The following is a 25,799-nucleotide window of genomic DNA, read 5'->3' as shown; positions in this document are numbered from 1 at the left end:
CTAGCAGTCCAGCGGGATATGTCACGCCTCTTGGCGCTTCTGGCGCAATGGGATATGACCGGATCAACGCACAGAGGGAGTCTTGCAGATGAAAATGACCGATACACGCCAGATTGATGCCCCGCCCGCCGACGTCTATGCGGCGCTACTGGACCCTGCTGTGCTACAAGCCTGTGTGCCCGGCGCGCAAGAGGTAACCGGATCACCCGCTGACGGGTTCGAAGCGACCGTGGTGCAAAAGGTTGGTCCGGTGAAGGCCACCTTCAAAGGGCAGGTGACCCTGTCCGAGATGGTCGAGAACCAGTCGCTGACCATCACCGGCGAGGGCAAGGGCGGCGCCGCAGGCTTTGCCAAGGGCGGCGCTGATGTGCGTGTCACCGAAAAGGATGGCGGCACCGAGCTGAGCTATGATGTCGAAGCCAAGGTTGGCGGCAAACTGGCGCAATTGGGCAGCCGGATCATCGACGGGTTCGCCAAAAAGATGGCCGATCAGTTCTTTGACAACTTCAAGGCCGCTGTCGAAGGCCCCGCGCCCGCAGAGGCCGCTGCAGAAGATGTTGAAGACGCAGCCGATTCTGAAGCCGACGCACCCAAGAAAAGCTGGCTGGGCCGTCTCACCGGCAAGGACTGACCGCACGTCATTCACAGAAGGCGTGCAGTGCACAGTTGTCTGTGCGCTGCCGCGCTGGTCTTGCAGGGACAGAGGTATTAGATACCCACCTCGAAGCTGCCGGAGGCCCACATGTCGACCATTCTAGAAATCCGCGATCTCACGAAATCCTATGACGACGGGTTCCAAGCGCTGAAAGGCGTGAACCTGACCATCGAAGAGGGCGAGATTATCGCACTGCTGGGGCCGAACGGAGCGGGCAAGACCACGCTGATTTCGGCAATATGCGGCATTGTCACGCCCACATCCGGCAGCGTCACCGTGGGTGGCCATGACATCGGCACCGATTTTCGCGCTACACGCTCCATGATCGGGCTGGTCCCGCAAGAGGTGGCGCTGGAACCGTTTGAAAAGGTCATCAACACGGTGCGCTTTTCGCGCGGTCTGTTCGGCAAGCGGGGCGATGATGCGCTGATCGAATCCATCCTCAAGCGTCTGTCGCTGTGGGACAAGCGTAACAACCAGATCAAGGAACTGTCGGGCGGGATGAAACGCCGCGTGCTGATCGCCAAGGCGCTGGCGCACGAGCCGCGCGTTCTGTTCCTGGACGAACCCACCGCCGGTGTGGACGTGGAACTGCGCAAGGACATGTGGGAGATCGTGGCCGATCTGAAGGCCGACGGAGTCACCATCATCCTGACCACCCATTACATCGAAGAGGCCGAAGCCATCGCGGACCGCATTGGCGTGATTGCCAAGGGCGAGATCCTGTTGGTCGAGGACAAGGACGCATTGATGCTGCGCATGGGCAAGAAAGAGCTGGAGGTGCAGCTGAACGCCCCGCTGGATGCGCTGCCCGCCAGTCTGCAATCGGATGCGGTGCGTTTGGGGGCGGACGGCGCGTGCCTGATTTACACCTATGATACACGCGCCGAGCGTACGGGCATCACCAAACTGCTGAGCGATGTGGCCGCTGAAGGGCTGGTCCTGCGCGATGTGGTGACGCGGCAATCCTCGCTTGAGGATATTTTTGTGACTTTGGTCAAGGAGGACGCGGCATGAACTGGACGGCGATCAAATCCATCTATGTCTTCGAGATGACGCGGTTTTTCCGCACGTTCCTGCAATCGCTGATCTCGCCGGTGCTGTCGACCTCGCTGTATTTCGTGGTGTTCGGCGCCGCCATCGGCAGCCGCATCACCGAGGTCGAAGGCGTGAGCTATGCCGCGTTTATCGTGCCGGGGCTGATCATGCTGTCGGTGATGACCCAAGGGATTTCGAACGGGTCTTTTGGCATCTATTTCCCCAAGTTCATCGGCACGATCTATGAACTGCTGTCTGCCCCCGTGAACTTTCTGGAAATCGTTCTGGGCTATGTGGGCGCGGCGGCGACCAAGGCGATGTTTATCGGTGTCATCATCCTGATCACCGCGTTTTTCTTTGTCGATATCAACATCATGCACCCCGGTGCGATGGTGCTGTTTCTGGTTCTGACCTGTATCAGCTTTGCGCTGTTCGGGTTCATCATCGGCATCTGGGCGAAGAATTTCGAACAGCTGCAACTGGTGCCTTTGCTGATTGTGACGCCCTTGGTTTTTCTGGGCGGGTCGTTCTATTCGATCTCGATGCTGCCGCCTGTCTGGCAGGCGATTTCAATGTTCAATCCGGTGGTTTATCTGATTTCGGGGTTCCGTTGGGCGTTCTTTGGCATCGCGGATGTGCCGATTGGCACCAGCCTGATGGCGATTGCCGCATTTACCGGACTTTGCCTGCTGGTGATCGGCTGGATTTTCCGCACAGGCTGGCGCATTCGGGAATAAAGGGCGCTTGGCCTTGTCTGCCATGCCTGCGCTGTCTACATCAGCGTGATGAAACGCTTTATTCCCTTTGTGAAATCCGGCCCGATTGTTGCCGTGGTCCGCCTGCAAGGTGTGATCGCGGGCGGCACGCGCGGCACGTTGAACGATGCCAGCCTTGGGCCGGTCCTTGAAAAAGCCTTTTCGCGGGGCAAGCCCGTGGCGGTGGCGCTGGAAATCAGCTCGCCGGGCGGCAGCCCGGTGCAATCCTCGCTGATCGGTGCGCGCATCCGGCGGCTGGCCGAGGAAAAGAATATTCCCGTCATCGCCTTTGTCGAGGATGTGGCTGCGTCGGGGGGCTATTGGCTGGCGGCGGCGGCGGACGAGATTTACGCAGATCCGTCGTCGGTTGTGGGCTCTGTCGGGGTGATTTCGGCAGGGTTTGGTCTGCACGAGCTGATTGACCGCTATGGGATCGAACGGCGGGTGCATACGGCCGGCAAGTCCAAGTCGATGAACGATCCCTTCCGCCCTGAAAAGCCCGAGGATGTTGCCCGGCTGGACCGGCTGCTGAGCGACATCCACAGCAATTTCATCGACCATGTGACCGCCCGGCGCGGGGCCAAGCTGGACAACGCCGAAGAGCTGTTTACCGGCGAGGTCTGGCTTGCCAAGCGCGCCACCGAACTGGGGCTGATCGACGGCCTTGGCCACCTGAAACCGGTGCTCAAGGCCCGCTTTGGTGACAAGGTCAAATTCCGCCGCTACGGCGTGCGCCGCCCGTTCTGGTCGCGCTTTGGGGCGCAGGTGATCGAGGACGCGGGCCACATGATCGAAGAACGGGCCGCCTATGCCCGGTTCGGGCTGTAACCCATGCTGTTCAAGATCATCATTCTGTTTTTCGTGTTTATCGCGGTGCTGGGCTTTTTCGGCAAAATGCACTGGCTGGGCGGCAAACGTCTGACCCAGTCCAAATGCCCCGACTGCGGTCGCTATCGCATTGGCACGTCGCCCTGTCCCTGTCGCAAAAAAGGTTGATTGATGATTTTGCCGTGGATTCTGTCGGGCCTCGGGCTCGTGATCTTGTTGCTGGCAGGCGATGCGCTGGTGAAAGGTGCGGTGAACCTGAGCCTGCGCTTTGGTGTGCCTGCGTTGATTGTCAGCCTGACAATCGTGGCCTTTGGCACCTCGGCGCCCGAATTGCTGATTTCGATACAGGCGATTCTGGACGGGGTGCCCAGCCTGGCGTTGGGCAACGTGGTGGGGTCGAACACGGCCAACGTGTTGCTGGTGCTGGGCCTGCCTGCGCTGCTGGCGACGATGCACACGTCCGAATGCAACACACGCAAGACGTTCCGCTTTATGATGATTGCGACGGTGGTGTTTATCGGGCTGGGGCTGCGCGGTGTTTATGACTGGGCTGCGGGGCTCATCCTGCTGACGCTTATGGCCGGTGTGCTGTACGACGCCTTTCGTCAGACCCGCAAACACCGCCGCGCGGGCAAGGCTGCGCGCGCCGCTGCCGCAGCCGACTGTTGCGACGATGAAGAGGTGGAAGGCGCCGACCCCGACATGAAGATGTGGCTGATCCTGGCCTATCTGGTGGCCGGTCTTGTGGGCCTGCCGCTGGGGGCGCAGCTGCTGGTCACCAACGCCACGATCATCGCGCAAACCTATGGTGTCAGCGATACGGTGATTGGCCTGACGCTGGTGGCTGTGGGCACTTCGCTGCCCGAGCTGGCAACCACCGTGATGGCGGCCCTGCGCCGTCAGGCCGATGTGGCGCTGGGCAATGTGATCGGGTCAAACCTGTTCAACCTGCTGGCCATCATCGGCATTGCGACTTTTGTCGGCCCGATCCCGGTAGACCCGCAGTTTCTGTACCTTGATTTTTGGGTGATGCTAGGTGCGTCACTGTTGCTGTTGCCCTTTGTCTATTTCGGTCGCGATATCACGCGGCTGTGGGGGGTGTTCCTGACGGCCCTTTATGCGGCCTATGTAGTGGCTGTATTGTTCTGCACCTGACACCCTGAAAGGCCCGAAAGGAGCGAATGTCCATGACCCGCAGTCTTGTAACAGGAGCAGGCCAGCGACTTGGCCGTGCGATGGCGCTGTATCTGGCGCAACGCGGACATGATGTGGCAGTGCATTATGCCACCTCTTCGGACGGGGCGGATGCGGTTGTGGCCGAGATCAAGGCCATGGGGCGCAACGCTGTCGCGCTTCAGGCCGATCTGCTGGACGAGGACGCCACGCTGGCGCTGTTCGATCAGGCTGTTGAGCGCTTGGGCGGGCCGGTGACCTGTCTGGTCAACAATGCCTCGATCTTTGAATATGACACCATCCATTCTGCCACACGCGCCCATTGGGACCGGCACATGGGCAGCAACCTGCGCGCGCCCTTTCTGCTGACGCAGCGCATGGCGGCCCAAGGGTTGCAGGCGGATACGGACGAGACCGGCGAACCTGTCGCCACGGGTTTGATCGTCAACATGGTCGACCAGCGCGTGCGCAAGCTGACACCGGAATTCATGACCTATACGCTGGCCAAAATGGGCCTGTGGGCGCTGACCCAGACCACCGCGCGCGCCCTTGCCCCTGCGATCCGCGTGAACGCCATCGGCCCCGGACCGACGCTTCAGGGCGCGCGTCAAAGCGATGCGCATTTTGCAGGGCAACGGGCCGCGACCATTCTGGGGCGGGGGGCGAATGTATCTGACATCACTGCGGCGCTTGGCTATTTTCTGGATGCTCCTGCCATTACGGGTCAGTTGCTGTGCGTCGATGGCGGGCAACATCTGGCGTGGCACACACCGGACGTTCAAGGTGTGGAATGACACGAATCATAGGGGGTTCTGTGGTGTTTCCAGCCCGATGCGAAAGGCAAGCCGGAAGAGTTTTGCACTGCGTTAAACTTCGTTACAAAACTGTTACGAAAAGGCCTTTGTTTTCAGGGGTTTGCCTTGAAATCAAAAAAGTTTCGTTTGAAATCAAGGGCCTTGGGGTGCGCCTAAAAAACAGGCAGTTCTGCGAAGCCTCCCAAAATCAACGGAAATTTCCCAACCGCGGAAAGTTGTCCAAAGACTTATCCACAGGAACGGTGGACATCAAAACGCTTGAACCGTCATCGTTTTTCGTTGCAGGGCGGCTGGCAGGAGAATCGGTCTGATCATGGAGCAGGGTGACGACGCAACACAGCCAAAGGCAGAGCAGGGCTACAAAGTCATTCAGGCCTATCTGAAAACAATTGATGCCTCGCCCGGCGTTTACCGGATGCTGGATAGCGAAAGCCGCGTGTTGTATGTTGGCAAGGCGCGCAACCTGCGGGCGCGGGTGTCGTCCTATGCGCGCCCCACCGGCCACAGTGCGCGGATTGCGCGGATGATCGACAACACCGCGTCGATGATGTTCCTGACAACCCGCACCGAAACCGAAGCCTTGCTGCTGGAACAGAACCTGATCAAGCAGCTCAAGCCCAAGTTCAACGTGCTGTTGCGCGACGACAAGAGTTTCCCCAATATTCTGGTGACGGCAGACAGCGAATACCCGCAGATCAAGAAGCATCGCGGGGCCAAGAAAGAGAAGGGCGCCTATTACGGGCCCTTTGCCAGTGCGGGCGCTGTGAACCGCACGTTGAACCAGTTGCAGCGGGTGTTCCTGCTGCGCGACTGTTCCAATGCGATGTTCGAAAGCCGCACGCGGCCCTGTCTGCAATACCAGATCAAACGGTGCAGCGCGCCCTGTGTGGGCAAGATCAGCCCGGCCGATTATCAGCAGACTGTACAGGACGCCGAAAAGTTTCTGTCCGGCAAATCCACCGACATTCAGGCGCGGCTGGCGCAGGATATGGCGCGGGCCTCGGAAGAGATGGAATTTGAACGCGCCGCCGCCCTGCGCGACCGGATCAAGGCGCTGACACAGGTGCAGACGGCCCAGGGCATCAACCCCAGGAACGTGGACGAGGCTGACATCATTGCCCTGCATCTGGAGAAGGGGCAGGCCTGTGTGCAGGTGTTCTTTATCCGTGCGGGCCAGAATTGGGGCAACCACGACTATTACCCGCGTGTGGGGTCCGATGTGGACGCCGCCGAGGTTCTGGAAGCCTTTGTGGGCCAGTTCTATGACACCCGCGAACCGCCGCGTCAGCTGATCCTGTCCAATCAGGTTGAAAATCCCGACCTGATGGCCGACGCGCTGACCCAAAAGCTGGGGCGCAAGGTTGAGCTGCTGGTGCCCCAGCGGGGCGAAAAGGCCGAGCTGATCGACAGCGCCCTGCGCAACGCCCGCGAAAGTCTGGCGCGCAAGATGGCCGAGACCGCAACGCAGGCGCGGTTGTTGCAGGGGGTGGCCGATGCCTTTGATTTGCCCCAAGCGCCCGCGCGGGTCGAGGTGTACGACAACAGCCACATTCAGGGCGCACACGCGGTGGGGGCGATGATTGTCGCAGGCCCTGACGGGTTCATGAAAAACCAGTACCGCAAGTTCAACATCCGTGGCGACGAGCTGACGCCGGGTGATGATTTTGGCATGATGAAAGAGGTTCTGAACCGCCGCTTTCGGCGGCTGCTGAAGGAAGATCCGGACCGGTCGCGCGGCATGTGGCCCGATTTGCTGCTGATCGACGGCGGCGCGGGGCAGGTCAGCGCTGTGCGCGAGATCATGCAGGATCACGGCGTGGGCGACATCCCGATGGTTGGCGTGGCCAAGGGGCTGGACCGCGACGCGGGCAAGGAAGAATTCCACCGCACCGGCAAGCCGGTCAAGGCGCTGCGCCACAACGATCCGGTTCTGTATTTCATCCAGCGTATGCGCGACGAGGCGCACCGCTTTGCCATTGGCACCCACCGTGCGAAACGGTCCAAGGCCGTAGGTGCGACGCCGCTGGATGATGTGCCGGGCGTGGGGGCCGCGCGCAAACGGGCGTTGCTGGCGCATTTCGGTTCGGCCAAGGCGGTGGCGCGGGCCAATCTGGCGGACCTGAAGGCCGTCGATGGCGTATCGGCGGCACTGGCGCAAAAGATTTATGATTATTTCCAGACGGGTTAGGGGCGCTGGCGCGTTCTAACCCTGCGATACGCACCCAATTCTGACTTGCCTCTTGCGCGCAATCCTCCGACGCTGCGGCGGAACAATGAAAGGTTCAGACATGCCCCTGATGCAAGGTTTCCCACCTGCCCCCGAAGACCGTGCTACGCTGGCGAACTGGCGCACGCAACCATTCAATGCGTGGGCCTTCCACCATGTGCGCGAAGTGATTCCATCTGCCGAAATCCGCAACGATCCCGCCAATGTGCGCGTGTTGGCGCAGGGCGACACCGACCTGTCGGGGGCGGATCTGGATCAGGCGATTGGCGGCATGTCCAACGACGCGCTGGTGATACTGCACAAGGGCCGCCTGGTCCATGAAAGCTATCGCAACGGGATGACGCGGCGCGATCCGCATATTCTGATGTCGGTGTCGAAATCGGTGCTGGGGCTGGTCATGGGCACGCTGGTAGAGCGTGGCGAGGTGACGGTGGACGACCTGTTGACCAAGTACCTGCCCGAGCTTTCGGGTACGGCCTATGCCGGGGCCACCGTACGTCAGGCGCTGGACATGCAGGTGGGTCTGTTGTTCGAGGAAGATTATACGGCCACGACGGGTGTGATCGTCGATTACCGCAAGGCCGCCAACTGGAACCCGCTGGCGCCGGGCGACGCAGCGGGTGACTTGCGCAGCTTTCAGGAGCGTCTGAGCGACAGCACAGGCCCGCACGGTCAGACATTCTATTATGCGTCGCCCGTCACCGATATGCTGGCATGGCTGATGGAACGCGCTACGGGCGTGCGCTTTGCCGATCTGGTCTCGCAGCGGTTGCTGGCCCCGATGGGAGCCGAAACGCCCGGATATATCACCGTTGACCGCATCGGTGGCGCACGCGGGGCAGGGGGCATGTGCCTGACCGCCCGCGATCTGGCGTTGATCGGGCAGTTGATGATCGAAGGCGGCGCGCGCGACGGGGTGCAGATTATTCCCAAAAGCTGGATCGACGATATTGTCACCCAAGGCGACAACGCCGCGTGGCAACGTGGTGATTTTCTGGACAAGTTCGAAAACCAGCAGATGCATTACCGTTCCAAGTGGTATGTTCACCCCGGCGAGACACCGTTGATTCACGGGCTGGGCATTCACGGTCAGTTCCTGTTTGTCGATCCGGTAAGGGAGCTGTCGATTGCCTGGTTCTCGTCGGAAAATGCACCCACCGATCAGGGTTGGCTGGACCATGTGATGAACTCTGTCGCGCGCATCCGCGCCGCGATTCCCATCTGACCCTTTTCCAACGGACCACAACAGGATACGACGTTCATATGATCTGGAACTTACCCAATATCCTGACGACCCTGCGGCTGGTCGCGGCCCCTATGGTTGCGGTTATGTTTTTGTTTTTTCCGCGCTTCTATGCCGACTGGTTTGCGCTGGTGCTGTTTGTCGGCGCGGCGGTCACGGACTGGTTCGACGGCTATCTGGCCCGCGCATGGAAACAGCAGACCAAGCTGGGCGCGATGCTGGACCCGATTGCCGACAAGGCGATGGTGGTGATTGCGCTGATGGTGATCATCGGGTTTTCCAGTTGGAAAGCGTCGCTGGTGCTGCCTGCGACAATGATTCTGTTCCGCGAGGTGTTTGTCAGTGGTCTGCGCGAATATCTGGGCGACGTGGCGGGCACGCTGGCGGTGACCAAGCTGGCCAAATGGAAGACCACATTGCAGATGATCGCGATTGCGGTGCTGTTCTCGCAAGGAGTGTTTGAACATTATAGCGTGTCGGCCGGCGGTTTGGGCTGGAAGCTGATGGGCGCTGAATGGTCGGGACTGGTCGGGCTGTGGTTGCTGTGGATTGCAGCGGGGCTGACATTGCTCACGGGGTGGGACTATTTCCGCAAGGCATTGCCACACCTGAAGGAGACTGTGTGATGGATGTGCTTTATTTTGCATGGGTGCGTGAACGCATTGGCCTGCCGCGCGAGCAGGTCGAAAGCGATGCTGCGACGGTGAACGATCTGGTGGCCGAACTGCGGGCGCGCGAAGAGCGTTATGATATGGCATTCAGTGACCTGAGCGCGTTGCGCGTGGCGCTGGACCAGCAGTTGTCAGACTTTGACGCACCGCTGGACGGCGTGCGCGAGGTTGCGTTCTTTCCGCCGATGACGGGCGGCTAGGCCATGCGCATCACCGTGCAAGAGGACGCGTTTGACGCGGGGGCCGAGCTGAATGGCTTTGCCGCGGGGCATAGGGACATGGGGGCGATTGTCACCTTTTCCGGCGTGGTGCGCGATCTGCCTGATGATCCGCTGGTGGCGATGGAGATCGAACATTACCCCGGCATGACCGAAACGGCGCTGAGCGACATTGCCCTGCGCGCGCAAGAGCGTTGGCAGTTGGGCGATGTGCTGGTGATCCACCGTTTTGGCCGTCTGGCACCGGGCGAGGTTATCATGATGGTGGCCACAGCAGCGCCGCACCGGCGCGATGCGTTCGAGGCGGCAGAATATCTGATGGATTTCCTGAAATCCCGCGCGCCGTTCTGGAAGCGCGAGATCACGGCCAACGGTGCCTCGGAATGGGTCGCGGCGAAGGACGCCGATGAGGATGCGCTGAACCGCTGGTAGATGTCGGCCGCAAAGCCCGATGTGGTGCGCTTAGCTGGACTGGTTCTTTTCGATATAGGCACGCATCTCTTCCGCCTCGTGGCGGGCATCGCGCAGGCCGTCCATGGCGGCGCGCAGTTCGGCTTCGGTCTGGCTTAGCTGGTTGGTCAGCTCTGCCTCGCGTTGCTGAAGATAGGTGATCGCCTGATCGCGGGTTTCCTCGGCCTCGTGCAATTCCTGGCTCATTCTGTCCAGCTCGGCCACGTCACCCGCTGCCACGCGGCTGAACCGGTGGACCAGCCAGTTTGCAAACCATCCAAGGCAGAATGCCACGAATAAGATAATGGCCGTCGCGAAAACGAATTCTGTTCTGCTCATTCCGTCGCGTCCTCTGACGGTTCTGACGCATTGCTGCCTGCTGCGTCTTCATTGCCGTCTTGGGCACCGTTATCACTCGATTCTGCAATGCTTTCCAGAGTTGTTTGCCGTTCCGGTGCACTGGGTTCGGGCTGAATCAGCCAAAATTCGATGCGCCGGTTGGCTTCGCGGCCTTCTTCGGTGTCGTTGTCCTGAATCGGGCGCTCTTCGCCATAGCCTTTTGCCTCGAAGGTCGAGGTGCGCACACGGCGTGCGCGCAATTCGTTCAGAACCGACTGGGCGCGGGCCTGCGACAGCGACAGGTTCATTTCTTCGCGGCCCTGACTGTCGGTATGGCCCTGAATTTCCAGCCGCAGATCACCGCAGGTTTTCAGAACCTCGGCAATATCGTCCATCGTGCCCAAGGTGCCGGCGTCAATGGTGGCGCTGCCGGGTTCAAAGTTGATCTTTCTGGCATCGGTGATGGCCTTGATCTGGGCCTGGCATTCTTGCGGTGTGGGAATCGCGGCCTGCGGGTCCAGTTTTTCCTGATAGGTCACATCAATGTCGAAATCTTCGGCCTCGCCCAATTTGGCAGCCAGCAGCGCGGCAATCTTGGCGCTGGCGTCAGCGTCTCCGGTGTTGCCGGAAATCGACAGCTTGTCAGGGGTGACGGTGACGACCCCGTTCGACAGGTTGGACAGCGATTCAAGCGCCGACAATACGCGGGTGGACCAATCGGCCGGCAGCCCGTCGACAACGCGCGCAGCTGTATAGACGCTGTCCGAGCCAAACCGCGAGCGTGCGTAGCTGTCAGCGATATTGCGCAGGTTCTCGTTGCTGAGACGTCCGCGCAGCTGCACCTGACCTTCTGGGGAAAGGGTGGCGATGAACTCGGGCGGGCCCTGATCGGGGGCTGCGGTTTCGGGCAGCTTGGCCGCCAGGGCAAAGACGTCGGGCAGCTCGTTTTCCAGCTCGCCCACGACAGTGTCGAAGGTGCCCTGATCGGTGCCCTCAAGCGCCAGAAGCGTCAGGTCGGCATCGGAAAAGGTGATTGACCCGCCACCCAGTTTGGAAAGCGCAGCGATGGATTGTTCGACAGCCTGCGCCCAGCTTGGGGTCGGAACGCCCATGCCTACGGTGCAGCGGGCCGGTCCGGTCATGCCAGCCTTGAGCGCGGCATTCAGAATGCGGGTGCGGGCCTTGTCGGTGTCGGCGCTGCATGCGTCGAACCGGGCGCCGTCTTCGTCAATGATGAAGCGCAGGGTAAAGGGGGTGATGACAGGGCGCGGGGCCGAAATGTCCAGCGCCAGCCGCAACCCCGGAGGGGCGGCCCCCTTGAGCGATTTTTCCAGCGCGTTCTTTTCCTCGGCGCTGTCTGTGATGGCAGTGATTGCCACGCGGCCTGCGCTGACCGACACCTTTGCGCGCGGCAGTTGCTCCATGGCGAGCAGGGCAAAATCCAGCGCGTCTTCCCAACCCTCCGGTGCCGGATGGTCGGCGGTTTCGATCAGGTCGGCCACAGGGGTTTCTGCCCCCGCCATGGCCGCGAACCGGTCGGTGATCGTGTCGCGGTCGGTGCTGGTGGGGATCAGCCCGATAATGGAAATGCCGGCGTCATTGCGCAGGATCTCGGCAGAGAAGCGCGGCGGGCGGATGGCCGCGACCGCTTCGGCCTCCATGCCGTCAATAACGCGCGCGGCGTCTACCACGGTGCCAGCGGTGGTCAGCGCGGCAAAACGGTCGGCTTCGGTCGGGGCAATGCCTGCCAGTGTGACGGTCAGCCCGTCGGCCTGCACTTCGGCCCATGTGGCCCCGGAATCGTCCAGGGCCTCGCGCACGCCGATCTCTGATGTCTCCTCGATCAGTTTGACCGAGAAATTTGCGGCCACGATGGCGACAACAGCGGCCGCGACAAAGGTGGTGGCGATGATCAGAGCCGAGCTGAGACGCATGAGAATTCCATGGGCAGTGACGGTATGGGACGTTGTTACGCGGCCAGTCCCGTGGTTTCAATCACGCCAGCAGGCTGGCCGCAAAAAATACGAGCGGAATCATGCCGGTGTCGCGGTTGACCCGGAACAGGTGCAGACATTTTCCCGCGTCGCTTGCATCAAATCCGCGCAGTTGCCACGTCATGTGCCAGCCCATGGCCCAAGGGCCGATCAGCGCAATTCCCAACGCCAGACCCGAGGCCTGGGGCAAGGCGGCATAGATCACCGCGATGCCCATCAGCCCCACGGTCGCCATCAGGAACCGCCGCAACCACTGCGGCGACTTGTCGGCAAACAGGCGGGCGGTGGATTTCACCCCGATCAGGGCGTCATCCTCGGTGTCTTGGTGGGCGTAGATCGTGTCATAGAACAGTGTCCACGCGATGCCTGCCAGATACAGTACCACCGCAGGGGCGGCCAGCGATCCGGTATGCGCCACCCAGATCATCAGCGCGCCCCAGTTGAACGCCAGCCCCAGAAACACCTGCGGCCACCATGTGAACCGCTTGGCAAAGGGATAAATCGCCACCGGCACCAGCGCCAGCACACCCATGCGTATGGCGGCGGCGTTGAATGTCAGCAATATCAGGAAGGCCAGGAGCGCTTGCAGGCACATCCAGATCAATGCGCCGCGCAGGCTGACCTGCCCCGAGGGTATGGGCCGCGACCGTGTACGTTCGACCGAGCCGTCGATATGCCGGTCGGTGATGTCGTTCCAGGTGCACCCCGCGCCGCGCATCAGGAAGGCCCCCAGCGCACAGGCCACGAACAGCCACAGGTCAGACCAGCGCGGGCTTTGATCATATAGTATCGCCAGCGCCAGCCCCCACCAGCAAGGAAGCAGAAGCAACCATGTACCGATGGGCCGGTCGGCCCGTGACAGCCGCAGATAGGGGCGTGACCATGCGGGCGCCCACAGATCGACCCAATTGCCGCTGACCGCATCTGCGACCGTTCCCTGGGGGGACGCATTTTCTGTGGCCTCTGCCTCTGGTGTGGCGCGGTTGTCTTGCATATGTATCTGCCCATGAATGACGCAAAAATCCGCCTTTATGTAGACGCACCCTTGGGTCAGGGGCAAACGGTTCCTCTGAACCGCGATCAGGCGCATTATCTCTTTGGGGTGATGCGGCAGGCCGTGGGCGGTGCCGTTCTGCTGTTCAACGGGCGCGATGGCGAATGGCGCGCCGAGATTGCACAGGCCGGCAAGCGCGGCGGCGAGCTGGCCTGCGTGGCGCAGACGAAACCGTTGCAGATGCCGCCCGACCTGTGGCTGATGTTCGCCCCGATCAAAAAGGCGCGTACCGACTTTATCGTCGAAAAGGCCGCCGAGATGGGTGCGGCGCGTATTCTTCCGGTGATGACCGAATTTACCAACGCAGGCCGCATCCAGCGCGACCGCTTGCAAGCCCACGCGGTCGAAGCCGCCGAGCAATGCGGCGGCACCTATGTTCCCGAAGTGGCCGAGGCGCATAAGCTGGGGCGGCTGCTCGACGGCTGGGACCCCGCGCGCCGCATCCTGTTTTGCGACGAGGCGCTGGCGGGGGATTCGCCAGATTTGCCGGTGGAACCCGGACCCTGGGCGATCCTGATCGGACCAGAGGGCGGGTTTTCCGACAGCGAACGCAAGCGTTTGAGGGGGTTGGAATTTGCGCATCCGGTGGCCCTGGGGCCGCGGATTTTGCGGGCCGATACGGCGGCTGTGGCGGCCATGACGCTGTGGCAGCGGGCGTTGGGAGATTGGACATGAACGTGCATGCGGGGCGCTGCCCCCGGCCTGCGGCCTCCCCCGGGATATTTGTGGCCAAAAGAAAGCGGATAGGTTTGCCATGGCGGTAAGGTTCTTTCGACCCGAGGCGGTGGCGACGGTGATGCGCTGGCGCGAGGTGCTGGTCGGCGTGGGCCTTGCCGTGCTGGGGTTGTGGTGGATTTTGGGGCCGGGCGAGCTATTGGCGCTGGTGGGCGCGGGGCTGGTGCTGGTCGCGGGCGGGCTGATCCTGATCGGCATCCAGCGCGGGCGTTTTCGCGGCCCCGGTGGCGGCGCGGGCGCTGTGCAGGTGGACGAGGGGCAGATCACCTATTTCGGTCCCCTGACCGGCGGTGCCGTGGCCCTGCGCGAGATGGAGCGGCTGACACTGGACCGGGCCATGTATCCGCCGCACTGGCGGCTGGACCAGCGCGGATCGCCTGCGTTGTTGATACCGGTGAACGCTGCGGGGTCGGATGCGCTGTTTGATGCCTTTGCCACGCTGCCCGGTCTGCGCACCGAACGGATGCTGAGCGAGCTGGGCGACGACAGTAAAGCGGCGGTTGTGATCTGGGAACGCGCCCCCTTGCGCCCGCAGGCGGTGCGGTTGCATTAGGGTGCTCTTCACGTCCTTGCGCCTTGACACTTCTGCGCACGCCCTACACCAAGTCAAACGACGTACACGAAAGGCCATTGCGCATGTCTATTCCACAGTCCGGCGGCGGGCCGATTGAACATCACGACCAACTGGCACAGTATCTTGCCGACGGCTGCAAGCCCAAGGAAGACTGGCGCATTGGCACCGAACACGAGAAGTTCGGCTATATCAAGGACACGCTGGAACCGCTGCCCTTCGAGGGCAAACAGTCGATCGTGGCCGTTCTGGAAGGCCTGCGCGACCGCTATGGCTGGTCCGAGGTGCGCGAAGGCGGGCATCTGACCGGCCTGGAGCTGAACGGCGCAAACGTGTCGCTGGAGCCGGGCGGCGCGCTGGAACTGTCGGGCGCCCCGCTGGAAACCATTCACGGCACCTGTGACGAGGTCAACGACCACTTGCGTCAGGTCAAGGACATCTCGGACGAGATCGGCGTGGGCTTTATCGGCTTGGGCGCTGCCCCGATCTGGACGCATGAGGAAATGCCGCTGATGCCCAAGGGGCGCTACAAGCTGATGGATGCCTATATGGGCAAGGTTGGCACCATGGGGCGCACGATGATGCGGCGCACCTGCACGGTTCAGGTGAACCTTGATTTCGGCTCCGAGGCGGACATGGTGCAGAAACTGCGCGTGGCACTGGCCTTGCAGCCGGTGGCGGTGGCGCTGTTTGCCAACTCGCCCTTTTTCGAGGGCAAGCCGAACGGTCACAAATCATGGCGCAGCCGGGTCTGGCGTGATCTGGATCCGGCGCGCACGGGCATGTTGCCGTTCGTGTTCGAGGACGGTTTCGGGTTCGAGGCCTGGGTGCAATACGCGCTGGATGTGCCCATGTACTTTGTCTACCGCGACGGCAAATACATCGACGCGCTGGGCATGTCGTTCCGCGACTTCCTCAAGGGTCAATTGCCTGCGCTGCCCGGTGAGATGCCGACCCTGTCCGATTGGGCCGACCACCTGACGACGGCGTTCCCCGAGGCGCGGATCAAGAAGTTTATCGAAATGCGCGGCGCCGATGGCGGCCCATGGCGGCGTCTGTGCGCGCTGCCAGCGTTCTGGACCGGGCTGATGTATGATCAGGGCGCGCTGGATGCGGCCTGGGATCTGGTCAAGGACTGGGATGCCGAAACCCGCGAAGGGCTGCGGGTTGCGGCTTCGATTGACGGGTTGCAGGCCAAAGTGGGCAATGTGTCGATGCTGGACATCGCGCGCGAGTCTCTGGCGATTTCGAAGGCGGGCTTGCAGGCGCGGGCTTTGCCGGGGGCTGGCGGGCTGATCCCCGACGAAACGCATTTCCTGAATGCGCTGCACGAGAGCGTTGAGACGGGGCAAACCCCTGCGGACGAGTTGCTGGCCCATTACAATGGCGACTGGAACGGCGATCTGAACCGGATTTTTGCCGAGTATTCCTATTAATAGAATGTGAACGCGTGACCGGCCCGGTGTTATCGGGCCGGTCAGCACAGGTCAGGCCGCTGCGGCTTCCGCCAGATCGGGCTTGGCCGTGTCACTGACCACGGCGCGCAGGGTGCCGACGGCGTGGGTAAAGCCAAGCCCCAGACACAGCGCAACCAGCCCCAACGCCAGCAACAACCCAGCGGCTGGTTCGGACTGGATCAAAGGCAGTGCGCCACCGATCAGCGCCACACCGCCCGCGCCGATGGCGCAAAAGCCGGTGGCAATGGTCACCGCAGCGGCGCGTGCTGCGTGTCGGGCCTCGGGGCACTGGCCCAAAAGGGTGCCGATCTTCAGGATCATGGCTGCCAGGGCGACGAGCATTCCCAAGGCAATGGCAAGGTAAATCACGGCAAGTATCAGCATCATATGTCTCCTTTGTGATGCAGGAATTCAGTGGGGCACGCGGCTGAAATCGCTGCGCAACCGGTTGTAGATCCAGCCGAATGCCCCGGCCCACAGCGGTCCGAGGATCAGGCCGAAGCCACCGTAGAACAGGGCGATGATCGCCACCTCGCTGTCTGGGACCAGCAGGCCATAGACGTAGCCTGCGGCTGCGCCACCAATCACGACGGCGAAGGCCAGAGTTATGATCCCCCCTGTCTCACCATCGCGAAAGCGCAGATGGATCAACAGCGCAGGCGTGGCCAGCAACAGGTAAACCGGCCCGCCAAAAACCAGCGCAAATACCGGAATGAGCGCCCAGAAGCCCAGCAGTGCCACCAGCAGCGGTCCGCCGAACAGGGCGACGAAAAAGGCTACCGGATCAATCAGATATCGGGGTCCGGTGCGGCGCGCGTGCCAGAAAATTCTATCGTTATTTGCAGTTATTTCTGCCATTTCAGAAATCTCCAGTCGTGAAAAAATCACTCCGCCTCGGGTTTGGTTTTCCCCTTGGGGATAAAGCGGGCAATGCGCGCGCCCATCTTGAGCAGGGACAGTTGCACGCCGCGCGGAATGCGGTCGATGTCGGTGTACCAGTCGTCAAACAGCTGCATCGTCTCCAGGGTGTCGTCGATGCGTTTTTGCACGGCTGCGGGGGTCGCGTCGGTGGCGGCCTGCGCTTTGACCTCGCGCAGGGCGGCCAGCGTCGGGGCATACTCCCGCTCACGCCGGGTGCGCACGACCGTCTGGACCAGATCAAACATGTCGCGGATCGAATGAAAATGATCGCGGCGGTCGCCCAGCTGCCGGCTGGCTTTGACCAGCCCCTGACTTTGCAGTTCCTTCAATCCGGTCGACACGTTCGAGCGCGCAAGGTTCAGCAGCTCGCAGATGTCTTCAGCAGTCAAGGGTTCGGGCGAGATGTGCAACAGGGCGTGGATTTGTGCAACCGAGCGGTTGGTGCCCCATTTGTTGCCCATTTCCCCCCAGTGAAGGATAAAGTCTTGCATGGCGGGGGTCAGGTGCATGTCGTGTCTCACTAATTTCTGTAATGACAGAAATACCAGAATTGACAGTCACGTCAAACGATTTTTCCAGCGACCCTCCGGGGGGGGGATTTTTTAGAACCAGAGAAGGGGGGCTGTTTACGGCAAGTTAACCATGGCTGTGCAGGATCAAGGGGCAGCAGGCGCAGGGATGCGACCTGTTGTAACCGGAGAAGGTCCTCGACGCGGCTGCCGAAGCGGGTCGCGTTGGGGGCCGGACCGTCCGGCTTCTCTGGTTCAAAAAATCCTCCCCGAAGGGTCGGATTGCGTTCTGGCGCGTGGTGTGTGGGTCAGGATTTCTGGCCGATTCTGGGTTCGGTTCCCTGCCGGATGCGCGCGATGTTGGCGCGGTGGCGCCAGAACACCAGCACTGTCAGCGCGACACCAAGGGCCAGCATGGAGCCGTTGCCGGTTAACACCAGCAGGAATGTCGACGCTGCCGCAGACATCAGCCCGCCCATCGACGAGATCCGCGACAGGAAGGCGCCGAACGCCCATGCCAGGCAGCAGCCCAGTCCGACAGGCCATGCCAGCGCCCACATCAGGCCAAGGAAAGTTGCAACACCCTTGCCGCCCTTGAAGCCCAGCCAGACCGGATAACAATGGCCCAGCATCGCCATAAGCGCGGCCAGTTGGGCGGCGTCCTCGCCTGCATAGACCCGCGCCAGCAACACGGCCACCACGCCTTTGCCCGCGTCCAGCAGCAGGGTCAGGGCGGCGGCGGTCTTGTTGCCGGTGCGCAGCACGTTGGTCGCGCCGATATTGCCCGATCCGATCTCGCGCAGGTTGCCAAGGCCCAGCAGTTGCGTCAGCAGCAGGCCAAAGGGGATGGACCCCAGCCCATAGCCGATAAAGGACCATAGAATCAGCGTAAAGGTCGAGCTTTCGATCAGCGGCATTCAGGCCCCCATTTCAAAAACACATGCGCCGTCCACATATGTTGCCAGCACCTTACCCTGCATACGCTGGCCGTCAAACGGGGTGTTGCGGGATTTCGAGCGCAGTGTCGTGCGGTCCATGACAAAAGGGACATGGGCGTCGAACAGCACCAGATCGGCGGGGGCACCTGCGGCCAGTCGGCCTGCGGGCAGGCCCAGACGTGTGGCCGGATTCAGCGACAGCGCGCGCCACAGTTGCGGCAGTTCGATCAGGCCTGCATGGACCAGCCGCAGCGCCGCGGGCAGGAAGGTTTCCAGCGCCACGGCCCCGCTTGCGGCTTCTTCGAAGGGCAGGCGTTTGCTTTCTTCGTCCTGCGGCGTGTGCATGGACGAGATGATGTCGATCAGCCCCGAGGCGACGGCTTCGGCCACCGCCACGCGGTCGTCTTCGTCGCGCAGGGGCGGTTTGAGTTTGAAGAAGGTGCGATAGTCGGCCACGTCCAGCGCGTTCAGCGTCAGGTGGTGGACCGAGGTGCCCGCCGTGATATCCAGACCGTTGGCCTTGGCCCGCGCCAGCGCGGGCAGGGCGCGGGCGGTGGTGATCTGGTCGACGTGATAACGCGCGCCGGTCATTTCGATCAGCGCGATGTCGCGGTCCAGCGCCATGCGTTCGGCCATCGGCGTCACCCCCGGCAGGCCGCGCAAAGAGGCGAACTTGCCTGAAGTCACGCAAGCCCCCTTGCTCAGGCCCGGGTCCTGCACATGGGCAATGACAAGCGCACCCAGCGACCGCGCATAGGTCAGTGCGCGCGAGAACACCTTGGTGTCGGTCACCACGTGGTCACAGTCGGTAAAGGCCACGGCACCGGCGTCGAGCAGAAAGCTGATTTCGGTCATTTCGCGCCCCATCCGGCCCTTGGTCAGCGCGGCCATGGGCAACACGTGTACAGGGGCGGCTTCGCGGGCGCGACGGATGACGAATTCCAACGTCTCGGGATTGTCGATGGCCGGATCGGTGTCGGGGCGGGTGACGATGGTCGTAACACCGCCCGCCGCAGCGGCAGCACCGGCCGAGCGGAAGCTTTCCTTGTGGCGCTCGCCGGGTTCGCAGACCTTTACGCCAATGTCGATGATCCCGGGGGCCAGGTATTTACCCGCACAGTCGACGATGTGATCAGCGCCGAAGGTACTCGGGTTTTCAGCGGGTTGGGTCAGGATGTCCTTGATCTTGCCATCCTCGACCAGAAGGCCTCCGTCGATGATCTGTCCGGCTTCGGGGTCGATCAGGCGGGCGTTGGTAAAGAGGGTCAGGGTCAAGGGGGGCATCCTCATTCCGGTGTTTGCACAGGCTTTAACGGGGTTTGGACAGTAGTGAAAGGGGAGAGGGGCGACGGCTTTGTCACCAAGCCCGCCCCCGGGGCGCACGGCACCGCTGTGTCCTACCCCTTTCAGGCTTTGCTAAGGTCCAGACCTTACGCGATCCAGACCACAAGTCCGGTAATCAGAAATATCACAAGCAGTGCGACGGTCGCGACGCGGCCTGACATTGCAGCATCGGATACCGGTTTGCTGGCCTTGGGGGGGCCGCTGTAGGGCTCTGCCGCCGCGCTGGTGATGGTTTCGGTTGTGCTCCATTCCGCTGCCGGCGCGCCGAATGTGCCGATCAGCGTCAGGTCGGGCGTGTCGGGCAGGGTGACGTGGAGGTCGCGGAAGGCCAGCGACAGCACAACCAGCACATAGCCTTCCAGCGCGCGCAGGCGGCCTGCTTGTGGATCAAGCTGTGCGCGGGGAATGTCATAGCCGGTGTGCAGATAGTCATCGAGACCCATATCCCCCAGATCTGCGACGCGGAACAGTTCGATAAAGTCGGGGTTCAGGTCGTTCGCACCCAGCAGGGTCTGGATCGCATGGGTGCCTTCGGCCAGAATTGCGCGGGCTTCGTCTTCGGTCTTGTTGATGGCAAACAGGCGCAAACGGCCGCGTTCCATCGGGGGTATTTCAGCAAGGCTCATTGGGGTGCCCTTTGTGGGGTGCGTTACGAGATATGGCAAAAGTCCGTCGCGGCCAGTGCCGTGTCAGGCCGCGGCGCGTTCGGCGCGCAGGTTTTGCGCCAGCAGGTCCATCGCGGCCATGCGCACGGCCACGCCCATTTCCACCTGCTCCTGAATAACGCTGCGGTTGATGTCGTCGGCCAGTGTTCCGTCGATTTCCACGCCGCGATTCATCGGACCGGGGTGCATGACGATGGCGTCGGGCTTGGCATGTGCAAGCTTTTCGGAATCCAGTCCAAACCGGTGGTAATATTCGCGTTCGCTGGGGATAAAACCGCCATCCATGCGCTCTTTTTGCAAGCGCAACATCATCACCACATCGACGTCTTTCAGCCCTTTGGCCATGTCGTCGAACACTTCGACGCCGAATTCCTCGATGCCCGAAGGCATCAGCGTGGGCGGGGCGATCAGGCGAATGCGGTTCTCCATCTTGCCCAGCAGCATGATGTTGCTACGCGCCACGCGGCTGTGGGCGATGTCGCCGCAGATGGCGATGGACAGGCGGTGCAGGCGGCCCTTGGCGCGCCGGATCGTCAGCGCGTCCAGCAGCGCCTGGGTGGGGTGCTCGTGGCGGCCGTCACCGGCGTTCAGCACGGCGCAGTTGACCTTTTGCGCCAGCAGGTCGACCGCGCCCGATTGCGGATGGCGCACCACCAGCAGGTCGGGATGCATGGCGTTCAGGGTCATCGCGGTGTCGATCAGGGTTTCGCCCTTTTTGATCGAAGAGGCCTGCATCGCCATGTTCATCACGTCGGCACCCAGCCGTTTGCCCGCGATTTCAAACGACGCCTGCGTGCGGGTCGAGTTTTCGAAGAACATGTTGATCTGCGTCAGCCCCGCCAGCGTATCGGAATGTTTGGCGTTGCGGTTCAGGGCGACATAATCGTCGGCCAGATCCAGCAGCGTGGTGATGTCTGTGGGGGCAAGCGGCTCGATGCCCAGCAGATGGCGGTGTTTGAAGGTCATGCGCAGGTCTCCTGAGTTGCGCGCTTTATAGGGGCGCGGCTGGGGGGCGGCAAGCATCGGCGGCAGGTGCGTGTAACAGGCGTTTTGTCTGGCTGCGGGGCGGCGTAGAGTGGCAGCATGGAATCACTAAGTTATCATGACGCCGCCGCCTTGCTTGCGTGGCAGGTTGAACTGGGGGTGGACGAGTGCATCATGGATGCGCCCGTGAACCGCTATGAAACACCCGCCGCCGCGCCCAAGCCCAAGGCCGCCCCGCAAGTGCCGAAAAAGGGCGCGGTGCGCTTTGTTGAAACGCAGGTGGATCTGCCCGCGATGGCGCGCGCGGCTGCGGCGCAGGCTGCCGACATTGCGGGCTTGCACGCGGCGATTGCGGGCTTTGGACATTGCGATCTGCAGAAGGGCGCGCGCAATCTGGTGTTTGCCGATGGCGATCCGGCGGCGCGGGTGATGATTGTGGGCGATGCTCCGAACCGCGAGGAAGACCGTGCCGGCACGCCCTTTGTCGGGGCCGAGGGCGCGTTGCTGGATGCGATGTTTGCGGCCATCGGCATGGGGCGGTCCACCGATGTGCCGGTCTATGCCACGCTGGCGCTGCCCTGGCGCACGCCGCAGGACCGCGCGCCGACGGGCGAGGAAATTGCGATGATGGCCCCGTTTCTGGAGCGTCACATTGCGCTGGCCGACCCGGATGTGGTTGTGATCATGGGCAATGTGGCCGCGCAGGCGCTGATCGGGAAACCCGGCATCACGCGGATGCGCGGCACCTGGGCCAAGGTGTGCGGCAAGCCTGCCATGCCGATGTTCCCGCCCGCCCATCTGCTGCGCAATCCGCTGGCCAAGCGCGAGGCCTGGGCGGACCTTCTGGACATACAGGCACGGTTGAACGCATGAGGATTCTGGCCTTTTCCGACCTGCACCACGCCCGCGCGCGGGCCGCCGATCTGGTGGCCGCGAGCGCCGATGCCGATCTGGTGATTGGCGCGGGGGATTATTGCAACATGCGGCATGATCTGGGGGGCGCGATGGCGCTGCTGGACGGGATCGCGGTGCCGTTGGTGTTGGTGCCGGGCAATGCGGAAAGCGTGGACGAGTTGCGCGCCGCAGCACCCCGCGCGACGGTGCTGCATGGCGATGCGCATGAGGTCGGCGGGCTGCGGCTGTTCGGTATGGGCTATGGCGTGCCGCCGACGCCCTTTGGCCAATGGTCCTGCGATCTGGACGAAGACGCTGCCGCCACGATGCTGGCGGGCTGTGATGGGGCCGACCTGCTGATCTGCCATGCCCCGCCCAAAGGCGTGGTGGATGTGACCAGCGGCGGCGAGTCTGTGGGATCGACCGCGATCCGCGTGGCGGTCGAACGTATCCAGCCCAAGCTGATGTTTTGCGGGCACATTCACGATTGCTGGGGGCAGGAGGGGCAGATTGGTGACACGCGTGTGGTCAACCTTGGGCCGACTGTGAACTGGTTTGACCTTGGGGCGTGACCCCGTGACATCGGATTGGAACCGACAATGACCGAATGGATTACCTTGCTGGCGTTTTTGCCTGCGGCGCTGGCGCTGAACCTGACGCCGGGGGCGGATATGATGTTTTGTCTGGGCCAGGGGCTGAGGTCCGGGCCACGGGCGGCGGTGGCGGCGAGTGCCGGCATTTCGCTGGGCGCGTTTATTCACACCGGACTTGCGGGGCTGGGTCTGGGCGCTGTGGTGGCCACGGTGCCGGGCGCGTTCGAGGTGATCCGCTGGGCCGGCGTGGCCTATCTGCTGTATCTGGCGCTGCAACTGCTGCGCGGCAGTGACGCGAAACGCAGCAAGGCGGGCGGATTGCGTGCCATTCAGGCGTTTCGCACGGGATTGATCGTGAACCTGACCAACCTCAAGGTGATCCTGTTCGTGCTGGCCTTCTTGCCCCAGTTCGTACAGCCCGACGGGCTGCCTGTGCTGGTGCAATTCCTGATCCTTGGGCTGGTGATGGCGCTGGGCGGGTTTGTGATCAACGGGGCCGTGGGTGTCTTTGCCTCGGGTCTGGGCGCGCGTCTGGCGCGGGGCAGCCGGGTGCTGGACTATATCACCAGCGGAATTTTTGCGGCCCTCGCGGTGCGGTTGGCCTTGCTGGAGCGCAGCGCATGAGCCGGATTGACGAGAGCAAAGAGTTTATCCCCGTCCGCATCGCGGTGCTGACCGTCAGCGACACGCGCACGCTGGCCGAGGACCGCTCGGGCGATGTGCTGGTGGACCGGATCGCGGCGGCGGGGCATGTGCTGGCCGACCGCAAGATCATCGCAGACGAGCGGACCGAGATTGCGGACCAGCTGCGCGCATGGTGCGCCGATGTGCAGATCGACGTGGTGATCAGCACCGGCGGCACCGGCCTGACGGGCCGCGATGTCACGGTCGAGGCGCACCGCGATGTCTATGAAAAGGAAATCGACGCTTTTGGCACGGTGTTTACCATCGTCAGCATGAACAAGATCGGCACCAGCGCCGTGCAAAGCCGTGCCACGGGCGGTGTGGCGGGCGGCACCTATCTGTTCGCGCTGCCCGGCAGTCCCGGTGCCTGCAAGGATGCCTGGGATGAAATTCTGGTCAGGCAGCTGGATTTCCGCCACCGTCCCTGCAATTTTGTTGAAATAATGCCGCGACTTGACGAACATCTGCGACGGAAATGATCTCGCTTTGCGTAACATCGTCGTGGGGCCGGGTTTCGCAGTGCGTATTCGTGCTATGATATCATGCCTCTGACACAGCAACGGGGCCAACAGGTATGAATGCATGCGGTTTCTAAGACAAAGCCTGATCGGGCTGATCCTGACGGCGCTGACAATGGCCTTGCTGGTCTTTGCGGGCAATCTGGTGCGTGGTGCGGTGCAGGAACGTCTGGCGCGGGAGACCAAGGCGCCGCCCGCGCGTGAACGCACCTTTGCGGTGACATTGGTGCTGGCCGAGGCGGGTGATGTGGTGCCGGTTCTGGAAACCTTTGGCGAGGTGCAGTCGCGGCGCACGCTTGAGCTGCGCGCGGCGGTTGCGGGGCGCGTGATCGAAATGGCCGACAGTTTTGAAGACGGCGGCACGGTGCGCGCCGGTGATGTGCTGGTGCAGGTTGATCCTGCCGATGCGCAATCGACGCTGGATCGGGTACAGGCCGATATTTCCGACGCCAAGGCAGAACTGCGCGATGCGCAGCGTGCGCTGGATCTGGGCCGTGACGATCAGGCAGCAGCTCAGGAACAGGCGGATTTGCGTCAAAAGGCATACCAGCGGCAGGTTGATCTGGAAACGCGCGGTGTGGGCACCGCCGCTGCCGTGGAAACCGCTGAACTGGCTGCCTCGTCGGCACGTCAGGCGGTGTTGTCGCGCAGGCAGGCTGTAACTGCAGCCGAGGCGCGCATAGATCAGGCCAACACCACGCTGGCCCGCACCGAGATTGCGCTGGCCGAGGCCAAACGGCGGCTGGCAGATACCACCCTGCGCGCGCCTTTTGATGGCACGCTGAGCCTGACCAATGTGGCGCTGGGGCGGCTGGTGTCGGGCAATGAAAAGCTGGCCGATCTGGTGGATCCCGATGCGCTGGAAGTGTCGTTCCGGGTCTCGACCGCGCAATATGCGCGGCTGCTGGACGCGGCGGGCAACCTGCTGAACGCCCCCTTGGTGGCGACGCTGGATGTTGCGGGCATTGATTTGCAGGCCACGGGCATCATCAGCCGCGCCAGTGTCGACGCGGGCGAGGCGCAGACTGGGCGGCTGGTTTTTGCCCGTCTCAGCAACGCGCGCGGGTTCAAGCCCGGCGATTTCGTGACCGTGGGCGTAGAGGAGCCGCTGTTGCGCGACGTTGTGCGCCTGCCGTCTTCGGCATGGGGTGCAGATGGCACGGTGCTGGCTCTGGGCGCAGATGACCGGCTGGAAACCGTGGCGGTCGAGTTGTTGCGCCGTCAGGGCGATACTATTCTGGTGCGCGGCGACGGTCTGGCGGGGCGCGAGGTGGTCGAGGCCCGCTCGCCCCTGTTGGGGGCGGGTATTGCCGTAACCCCCTTGCGCATCGGCCGCGACGCCGTGGTTCCGGCCGGGCCCGAGATGCTGGAGTTGAGTGCCGAACGGCGCGCGCGGCTGGTGGCCTATGTCGAGGGCAATGACCGGATGCCACAAGAAGCCAAGGCCCGCGTTCTGTCGCAACTGGCCGAACCGCAGGTGCCCGCACAGATGGTTGCGCGGATCGAAAGCCGGATGGGCGGCTGAG

The 25,799-nt window shown here is 62.5% G+C and carries 31 protein-coding genes; 21 read left to right on the top strand and 10 right to left on the bottom strand.

Annotated features, from left to right (window positions below; all coding sequences use genetic code 11):
* The first annotated feature begins 88 nt into the window (after positions 1-88).
* The 13 genes from DSM107133_RS14525 to DSM107133_RS14465 all read left to right on the top strand — a co-directional run bounded on the left by DSM107133_RS14525 (position 89) and on the right by DSM107133_RS14465 (position 10,055).
* The gene (locus tag DSM107133_RS14525; RefSeq protein ID WP_114291903.1) at positions 89-631 is read left to right on the top strand and encodes a carbon monoxide dehydrogenase subunit G; all 543 of its coding nucleotides are present in this window, start codon (positions 89-91) and stop codon (positions 629-631) included.
* 111 nt (positions 632-742) lie between these two features.
* Complete coding sequence (locus DSM107133_RS14520) at positions 743-1,672, top strand: ABC transporter ATP-binding protein (protein ID WP_114291902.1); 930 nt, start codon at positions 743-745, stop codon at positions 1,670-1,672.
* The gene (locus DSM107133_RS14515; protein ID WP_114291901.1) at positions 1,669-2,430 is read left to right on the top strand and encodes an ABC transporter permease; all 762 of its coding nucleotides are present in this window, start codon (positions 1,669-1,671) and stop codon (positions 2,428-2,430) included. Before DSM107133_RS14520 ends, DSM107133_RS14515 begins: the two co-directional genes overlap by 4 nt.
* A gap of 48 nt (positions 2,431-2,478) precedes the next feature.
* Complete coding sequence (locus tag DSM107133_RS14510) at positions 2,479-3,276, top strand: S49 family peptidase (RefSeq protein WP_114291900.1); 798 nt, start codon at positions 2,479-2,481, stop codon at positions 3,274-3,276.
* Between the two features lie 3 nt (positions 3,277-3,279).
* Positions 3,280-3,444 (top strand): hypothetical protein, encoded by a 165-nt coding sequence (locus DSM107133_RS14505; protein ID WP_205387745.1) that lies wholly within the window; start codon positions 3,280-3,282, stop codon positions 3,442-3,444.
* 3 nt (positions 3,445-3,447) lie between these two features.
* The gene (locus tag DSM107133_RS14500; RefSeq protein WP_205387744.1) at positions 3,448-4,431 is read left to right on the top strand and encodes a calcium/sodium antiporter; all 984 of its coding nucleotides are present in this window, start codon (positions 3,448-3,450) and stop codon (positions 4,429-4,431) included.
* Between the two features lie 32 nt (positions 4,432-4,463).
* Positions 4,464-5,243, top strand: coding sequence for an SDR family oxidoreductase (locus DSM107133_RS14495; protein ID WP_114291899.1), 780 nt, complete (start codon positions 4,464-4,466; stop codon positions 5,241-5,243).
* On the top strand, positions 5,240-5,575 hold the full coding sequence (locus tag DSM107133_RS14490; protein ID WP_162791949.1) for a hypothetical protein: 336 nt from the start codon (positions 5,240-5,242) through the stop codon (positions 5,573-5,575). Before DSM107133_RS14495 ends, DSM107133_RS14490 begins: the two co-directional genes overlap by 4 nt.
* A 2-nt stretch (positions 5,576-5,577) precedes the next feature.
* Positions 5,578-7,452 carry an excinuclease ABC subunit UvrC gene (uvrC, locus tag DSM107133_RS14485; RefSeq protein ID WP_114291897.1) on the top strand — a complete coding sequence of 625 codons (1,875 nt, stop codon included), beginning with the start codon at positions 5,578-5,580 and terminating at the stop codon, positions 7,450-7,452.
* A gap of 100 nt (positions 7,453-7,552) precedes the next feature.
* The gene (locus DSM107133_RS14480; RefSeq protein WP_114291896.1) at positions 7,553-8,716 is read left to right on the top strand and encodes a serine hydrolase; all 1,164 of its coding nucleotides are present in this window, start codon (positions 7,553-7,555) and stop codon (positions 8,714-8,716) included.
* 38 nt (positions 8,717-8,754) lie between these two features.
* Positions 8,755-9,360, top strand: a complete 606-nt coding sequence (gene pgsA, locus DSM107133_RS14475; RefSeq protein ID WP_114291895.1) for a CDP-diacylglycerol--glycerol-3-phosphate 3-phosphatidyltransferase — start codon at positions 8,755-8,757, stop codon at positions 9,358-9,360.
* Positions 9,360-9,605 carry a molybdopterin converting factor subunit 1 gene (moaD, locus tag DSM107133_RS14470; protein WP_114291894.1) on the top strand — a complete coding sequence of 82 codons (246 nt, stop codon included), beginning with the start codon at positions 9,360-9,362 and terminating at the stop codon, positions 9,603-9,605. The genes pgsA and moaD overlap by 1 nt, the downstream gene beginning before the upstream one ends.
* Before the next feature lie 3 nt (positions 9,606-9,608).
* Positions 9,609-10,055 carry a molybdenum cofactor biosynthesis protein MoaE gene (locus DSM107133_RS14465; RefSeq protein ID WP_114291893.1) on the top strand — a complete coding sequence of 149 codons (447 nt, stop codon included), beginning with the start codon at positions 9,609-9,611 and terminating at the stop codon, positions 10,053-10,055.
* A gap of 30 nt (positions 10,056-10,085) precedes the next feature.
* Here DSM107133_RS14465 and DSM107133_RS14460 read toward each other — a convergent pair whose 3' ends face one another.
* From DSM107133_RS14460 to ubiA, 3 genes are all read right to left on the bottom strand, one after another.
* On the bottom strand, positions 10,086-10,412 hold the full coding sequence (locus DSM107133_RS14460) for a hypothetical protein (RefSeq protein ID WP_114291892.1): 327 nt from the start codon (positions 10,410-10,412) through the stop codon (positions 10,086-10,088).
* Positions 10,409-12,346 carry an OmpA family protein gene (locus DSM107133_RS14455; RefSeq protein ID WP_114291891.1) on the bottom strand — a complete coding sequence of 646 codons (1,938 nt, stop codon included), beginning with the start codon at positions 12,344-12,346 and terminating at the stop codon, positions 10,409-10,411. The genes DSM107133_RS14460 and DSM107133_RS14455 overlap by 4 nt, the downstream gene beginning before the upstream one ends.
* Before the next feature lie 61 nt (positions 12,347-12,407).
* Complete coding sequence (gene ubiA / locus DSM107133_RS14450; protein WP_162791948.1) at positions 12,408-13,400, bottom strand: 4-hydroxybenzoate octaprenyltransferase; 993 nt, start codon at positions 13,398-13,400, stop codon at positions 12,408-12,410.
* A gap of 12 nt (positions 13,401-13,412) precedes the next feature.
* Here ubiA and DSM107133_RS14445 point away from each other — a divergent pair, with 12 nt between their 5' ends.
* The 3 genes from DSM107133_RS14445 to DSM107133_RS14435 all read left to right on the top strand — a co-directional run bounded on the left by DSM107133_RS14445 (position 13,413) and on the right by DSM107133_RS14435 (position 16,202).
* Positions 13,413-14,135: a 16S rRNA (uracil(1498)-N(3))-methyltransferase gene (locus DSM107133_RS14445; protein ID WP_114291889.1), complete on the top strand. Its 723-nt coding sequence runs from the start codon at positions 13,413-13,415 to the stop codon at positions 14,133-14,135.
* Between the two features lie 79 nt (positions 14,136-14,214).
* On the top strand, positions 14,215-14,748 hold the full coding sequence (locus DSM107133_RS14440) for a hypothetical protein (protein ID WP_114291888.1): 534 nt from the start codon (positions 14,215-14,217) through the stop codon (positions 14,746-14,748).
* Positions 14,749-14,831: 83 nt separating this feature from the next.
* Entirely contained in the window at positions 14,832-16,202 is a 1,371-nt protein-coding gene (locus DSM107133_RS14435; protein ID WP_114291887.1) for a glutamate--cysteine ligase, read from the top strand.
* 51 nt (positions 16,203-16,253) lie between these two features.
* Here the strand turns inward: DSM107133_RS14435 and DSM107133_RS14430 are convergent, their stop codons facing one another.
* From DSM107133_RS14430 to DSM107133_RS14400, 7 genes are all read right to left on the bottom strand, one after another.
* Positions 16,254-16,610 (bottom strand): hypothetical protein, encoded by a 357-nt coding sequence (locus DSM107133_RS14430; protein WP_114291886.1) that lies wholly within the window; start codon positions 16,608-16,610, stop codon positions 16,254-16,256.
* A 24-nt stretch (positions 16,611-16,634) separates the two neighbouring features.
* On the bottom strand, positions 16,635-17,081 hold the full coding sequence (locus DSM107133_RS14425) for a hypothetical protein (protein ID WP_162791947.1): 447 nt from the start codon (positions 17,079-17,081) through the stop codon (positions 16,635-16,637).
* Between the two features lie 26 nt (positions 17,082-17,107).
* Positions 17,108-17,653 (bottom strand): MarR family transcriptional regulator, encoded by a 546-nt coding sequence (locus DSM107133_RS14420; RefSeq protein WP_114291884.1) that lies wholly within the window; start codon positions 17,651-17,653, stop codon positions 17,108-17,110.
* Between the two features lie 308 nt (positions 17,654-17,961).
* A complete protein-coding gene (gene plsY, locus DSM107133_RS14415; protein WP_114291883.1) occupies positions 17,962-18,570 on the bottom strand; it encodes a glycerol-3-phosphate 1-O-acyltransferase PlsY in 609 nt (202 codons plus the stop codon).
* Positions 18,571-19,866, bottom strand: a complete 1,296-nt coding sequence (gene pyrC, locus DSM107133_RS14410) for a dihydroorotase (protein WP_240310372.1) — start codon at positions 19,864-19,866, stop codon at positions 18,571-18,573.
* Positions 19,867-20,021: 155 nt separating this feature from the next.
* The gene (locus tag DSM107133_RS14405; protein ID WP_162791946.1) at positions 20,022-20,561 is read right to left on the bottom strand and encodes a hypothetical protein; all 540 of its coding nucleotides are present in this window, start codon (positions 20,559-20,561) and stop codon (positions 20,022-20,024) included.
* Between the two features lie 63 nt (positions 20,562-20,624).
* A complete protein-coding gene (locus DSM107133_RS14400) occupies positions 20,625-21,566 on the bottom strand; it encodes an aspartate carbamoyltransferase catalytic subunit (protein ID WP_114291911.1) in 942 nt (313 codons plus the stop codon).
* Between the two features lie 117 nt (positions 21,567-21,683).
* Between DSM107133_RS14400 and DSM107133_RS14395 the strand changes: the two genes are divergently transcribed.
* From DSM107133_RS14395 to DSM107133_RS14375, 5 genes are all read left to right on the top strand, one after another.
* Positions 21,684-22,457 (top strand): uracil-DNA glycosylase, encoded by a 774-nt coding sequence (locus tag DSM107133_RS14395; RefSeq protein ID WP_114291880.1) that lies wholly within the window; start codon positions 21,684-21,686, stop codon positions 22,455-22,457.
* Complete coding sequence (locus DSM107133_RS14390) at positions 22,454-23,050, top strand: metallophosphoesterase family protein (protein ID WP_114291879.1); 597 nt, start codon at positions 22,454-22,456, stop codon at positions 23,048-23,050. The genes DSM107133_RS14395 and DSM107133_RS14390 overlap by 4 nt, the downstream gene beginning before the upstream one ends.
* 27 nt (positions 23,051-23,077) lie before the next feature.
* A complete protein-coding gene (locus DSM107133_RS14385) occupies positions 23,078-23,695 on the top strand; it encodes a LysE family translocator (protein WP_114291878.1) in 618 nt (205 codons plus the stop codon).
* Complete coding sequence (gene moaB / locus DSM107133_RS14380) at positions 23,692-24,234, top strand: molybdenum cofactor biosynthesis protein B (protein ID WP_114291877.1); 543 nt, start codon at positions 23,692-23,694, stop codon at positions 24,232-24,234. Before DSM107133_RS14385 ends, moaB begins: the two co-directional genes overlap by 4 nt.
* A gap of 103 nt (positions 24,235-24,337) precedes the next feature.
* A complete protein-coding gene (locus tag DSM107133_RS14375; protein WP_114291876.1) occupies positions 24,338-25,798 on the top strand; it encodes an HlyD family efflux transporter periplasmic adaptor subunit in 1,461 nt (486 codons plus the stop codon).
* Position 25,799: the final 1 nt, after the last annotated feature.

The sequence above is a fragment of the Pseudosulfitobacter sp. DSM 107133 genome (assembly GCF_022788695.1).
GTDB lineage: Bacteria > Pseudomonadota > Alphaproteobacteria > Rhodobacterales > Rhodobacteraceae > Pseudosulfitobacter.
Note: the sequence above shows the minus strand (reverse complement) of the source record. Positions and strands in the feature narration are given on the sequence as shown.

What these genes read in the sequence shown, in the direction of transcription:
- DSM107133_RS14505 (WP_205387745.1), top strand. Translation starts at nt 3,280, where the DNA reads ATGCTGTTCAAGATCATCATTCTGTTTTTCGTGTTTATCGCGGTGCTG.
- DSM107133_RS14495 (WP_114291899.1), top strand. Translation starts at nt 4,464, where the DNA reads ATGACCCGCAGTCTTGTAACAGGAGCAGGCCAGCGACTTGGCCGTGCG.
- DSM107133_RS14375 (WP_114291876.1), top strand. Translation starts at nt 24,338, where the DNA reads ATGCGGTTTCTAAGACAAAGCCTGATCGGGCTGATCCTGACGGCGCTG.
- plsY (WP_114291883.1), bottom strand. Translation starts at nt 18,570, where the DNA reads ATGCCGCTGATCGAAAGCTCGACCTTTACGCTGATTCTATGGTCCTTT.
- DSM107133_RS14490 (WP_162791949.1), top strand. Translation starts at nt 5,240, where the DNA reads ATGACACGAATCATAGGGGGTTCTGTGGTGTTTCCAGCCCGATGCGAA.
- DSM107133_RS14525 (WP_114291903.1), top strand. Translation starts at nt 89, where the DNA reads ATGAAAATGACCGATACACGCCAGATTGATGCCCCGCCCGCCGACGTC.
- DSM107133_RS14480 (WP_114291896.1), top strand. Translation starts at nt 7,553, where the DNA reads ATGCCCCTGATGCAAGGTTTCCCACCTGCCCCCGAAGACCGTGCTACG.
- DSM107133_RS14385 (WP_114291878.1), top strand. Translation starts at nt 23,078, where the DNA reads ATGACCGAATGGATTACCTTGCTGGCGTTTTTGCCTGCGGCGCTGGCG.
- moaD (WP_114291894.1), top strand. Translation starts at nt 9,360, where the DNA reads ATGGATGTGCTTTATTTTGCATGGGTGCGTGAACGCATTGGCCTGCCG.
- DSM107133_RS14465 (WP_114291893.1), top strand. Translation starts at nt 9,609, where the DNA reads ATGCGCATCACCGTGCAAGAGGACGCGTTTGACGCGGGGGCCGAGCTG.
- DSM107133_RS14435 (WP_114291887.1), top strand. Translation starts at nt 14,832, where the DNA reads ATGTCTATTCCACAGTCCGGCGGCGGGCCGATTGAACATCACGACCAA.
- DSM107133_RS14520 (WP_114291902.1), top strand. Translation starts at nt 743, where the DNA reads ATGTCGACCATTCTAGAAATCCGCGATCTCACGAAATCCTATGACGAC.
- DSM107133_RS14455 (WP_114291891.1), bottom strand. Translation starts at nt 12,346, where the DNA reads ATGCGTCTCAGCTCGGCTCTGATCATCGCCACCACCTTTGTCGCGGCC.
- uvrC (WP_114291897.1), top strand. Translation starts at nt 5,578, where the DNA reads ATGGAGCAGGGTGACGACGCAACACAGCCAAAGGCAGAGCAGGGCTAC.
- DSM107133_RS14440 (WP_114291888.1), top strand. Translation starts at nt 14,215, where the DNA reads ATGGCGGTAAGGTTCTTTCGACCCGAGGCGGTGGCGACGGTGATGCGC.
- DSM107133_RS14420 (WP_114291884.1), bottom strand. Translation starts at nt 17,653, where the DNA reads ATGCACCTGACCCCCGCCATGCAAGACTTTATCCTTCACTGGGGGGAA.
- DSM107133_RS14390 (WP_114291879.1), top strand. Translation starts at nt 22,454, where the DNA reads ATGAGGATTCTGGCCTTTTCCGACCTGCACCACGCCCGCGCGCGGGCC.
- DSM107133_RS14515 (WP_114291901.1), top strand. Translation starts at nt 1,669, where the DNA reads ATGAACTGGACGGCGATCAAATCCATCTATGTCTTCGAGATGACGCGG.
- DSM107133_RS14395 (WP_114291880.1), top strand. Translation starts at nt 21,684, where the DNA reads ATGGAATCACTAAGTTATCATGACGCCGCCGCCTTGCTTGCGTGGCAG.
- DSM107133_RS14510 (WP_114291900.1), top strand. Translation starts at nt 2,479, where the DNA reads ATGAAACGCTTTATTCCCTTTGTGAAATCCGGCCCGATTGTTGCCGTG.
- DSM107133_RS14500 (WP_205387744.1), top strand. Translation starts at nt 3,448, where the DNA reads ATGATTTTGCCGTGGATTCTGTCGGGCCTCGGGCTCGTGATCTTGTTG.
- DSM107133_RS14460 (WP_114291892.1), bottom strand. Translation starts at nt 10,412, where the DNA reads ATGAGCAGAACAGAATTCGTTTTCGCGACGGCCATTATCTTATTCGTG.
- DSM107133_RS14430 (WP_114291886.1), bottom strand. Translation starts at nt 16,610, where the DNA reads ATGATGCTGATACTTGCCGTGATTTACCTTGCCATTGCCTTGGGAATG.
- moaB (WP_114291877.1), top strand. Translation starts at nt 23,692, where the DNA reads ATGAGCCGGATTGACGAGAGCAAAGAGTTTATCCCCGTCCGCATCGCG.
- DSM107133_RS14445 (WP_114291889.1), top strand. Translation starts at nt 13,413, where the DNA reads ATGAATGACGCAAAAATCCGCCTTTATGTAGACGCACCCTTGGGTCAG.
- pgsA (WP_114291895.1), top strand. Translation starts at nt 8,755, where the DNA reads ATGATCTGGAACTTACCCAATATCCTGACGACCCTGCGGCTGGTCGCG.
- DSM107133_RS14400 (WP_114291911.1), bottom strand. Translation starts at nt 21,566, where the DNA reads ATGACCTTCAAACACCGCCATCTGCTGGGCATCGAGCCGCTTGCCCCC.
- ubiA (WP_162791948.1), bottom strand. Translation starts at nt 13,400, where the DNA reads ATGCAAGACAACCGCGCCACACCAGAGGCAGAGGCCACAGAAAATGCG.
- DSM107133_RS14405 (WP_162791946.1), bottom strand. Translation starts at nt 20,561, where the DNA reads ATGAGCCTTGCTGAAATACCCCCGATGGAACGCGGCCGTTTGCGCCTG.
- DSM107133_RS14425 (WP_162791947.1), bottom strand. Translation starts at nt 17,081, where the DNA reads ATGGCAGAAATAACTGCAAATAACGATAGAATTTTCTGGCACGCGCGC.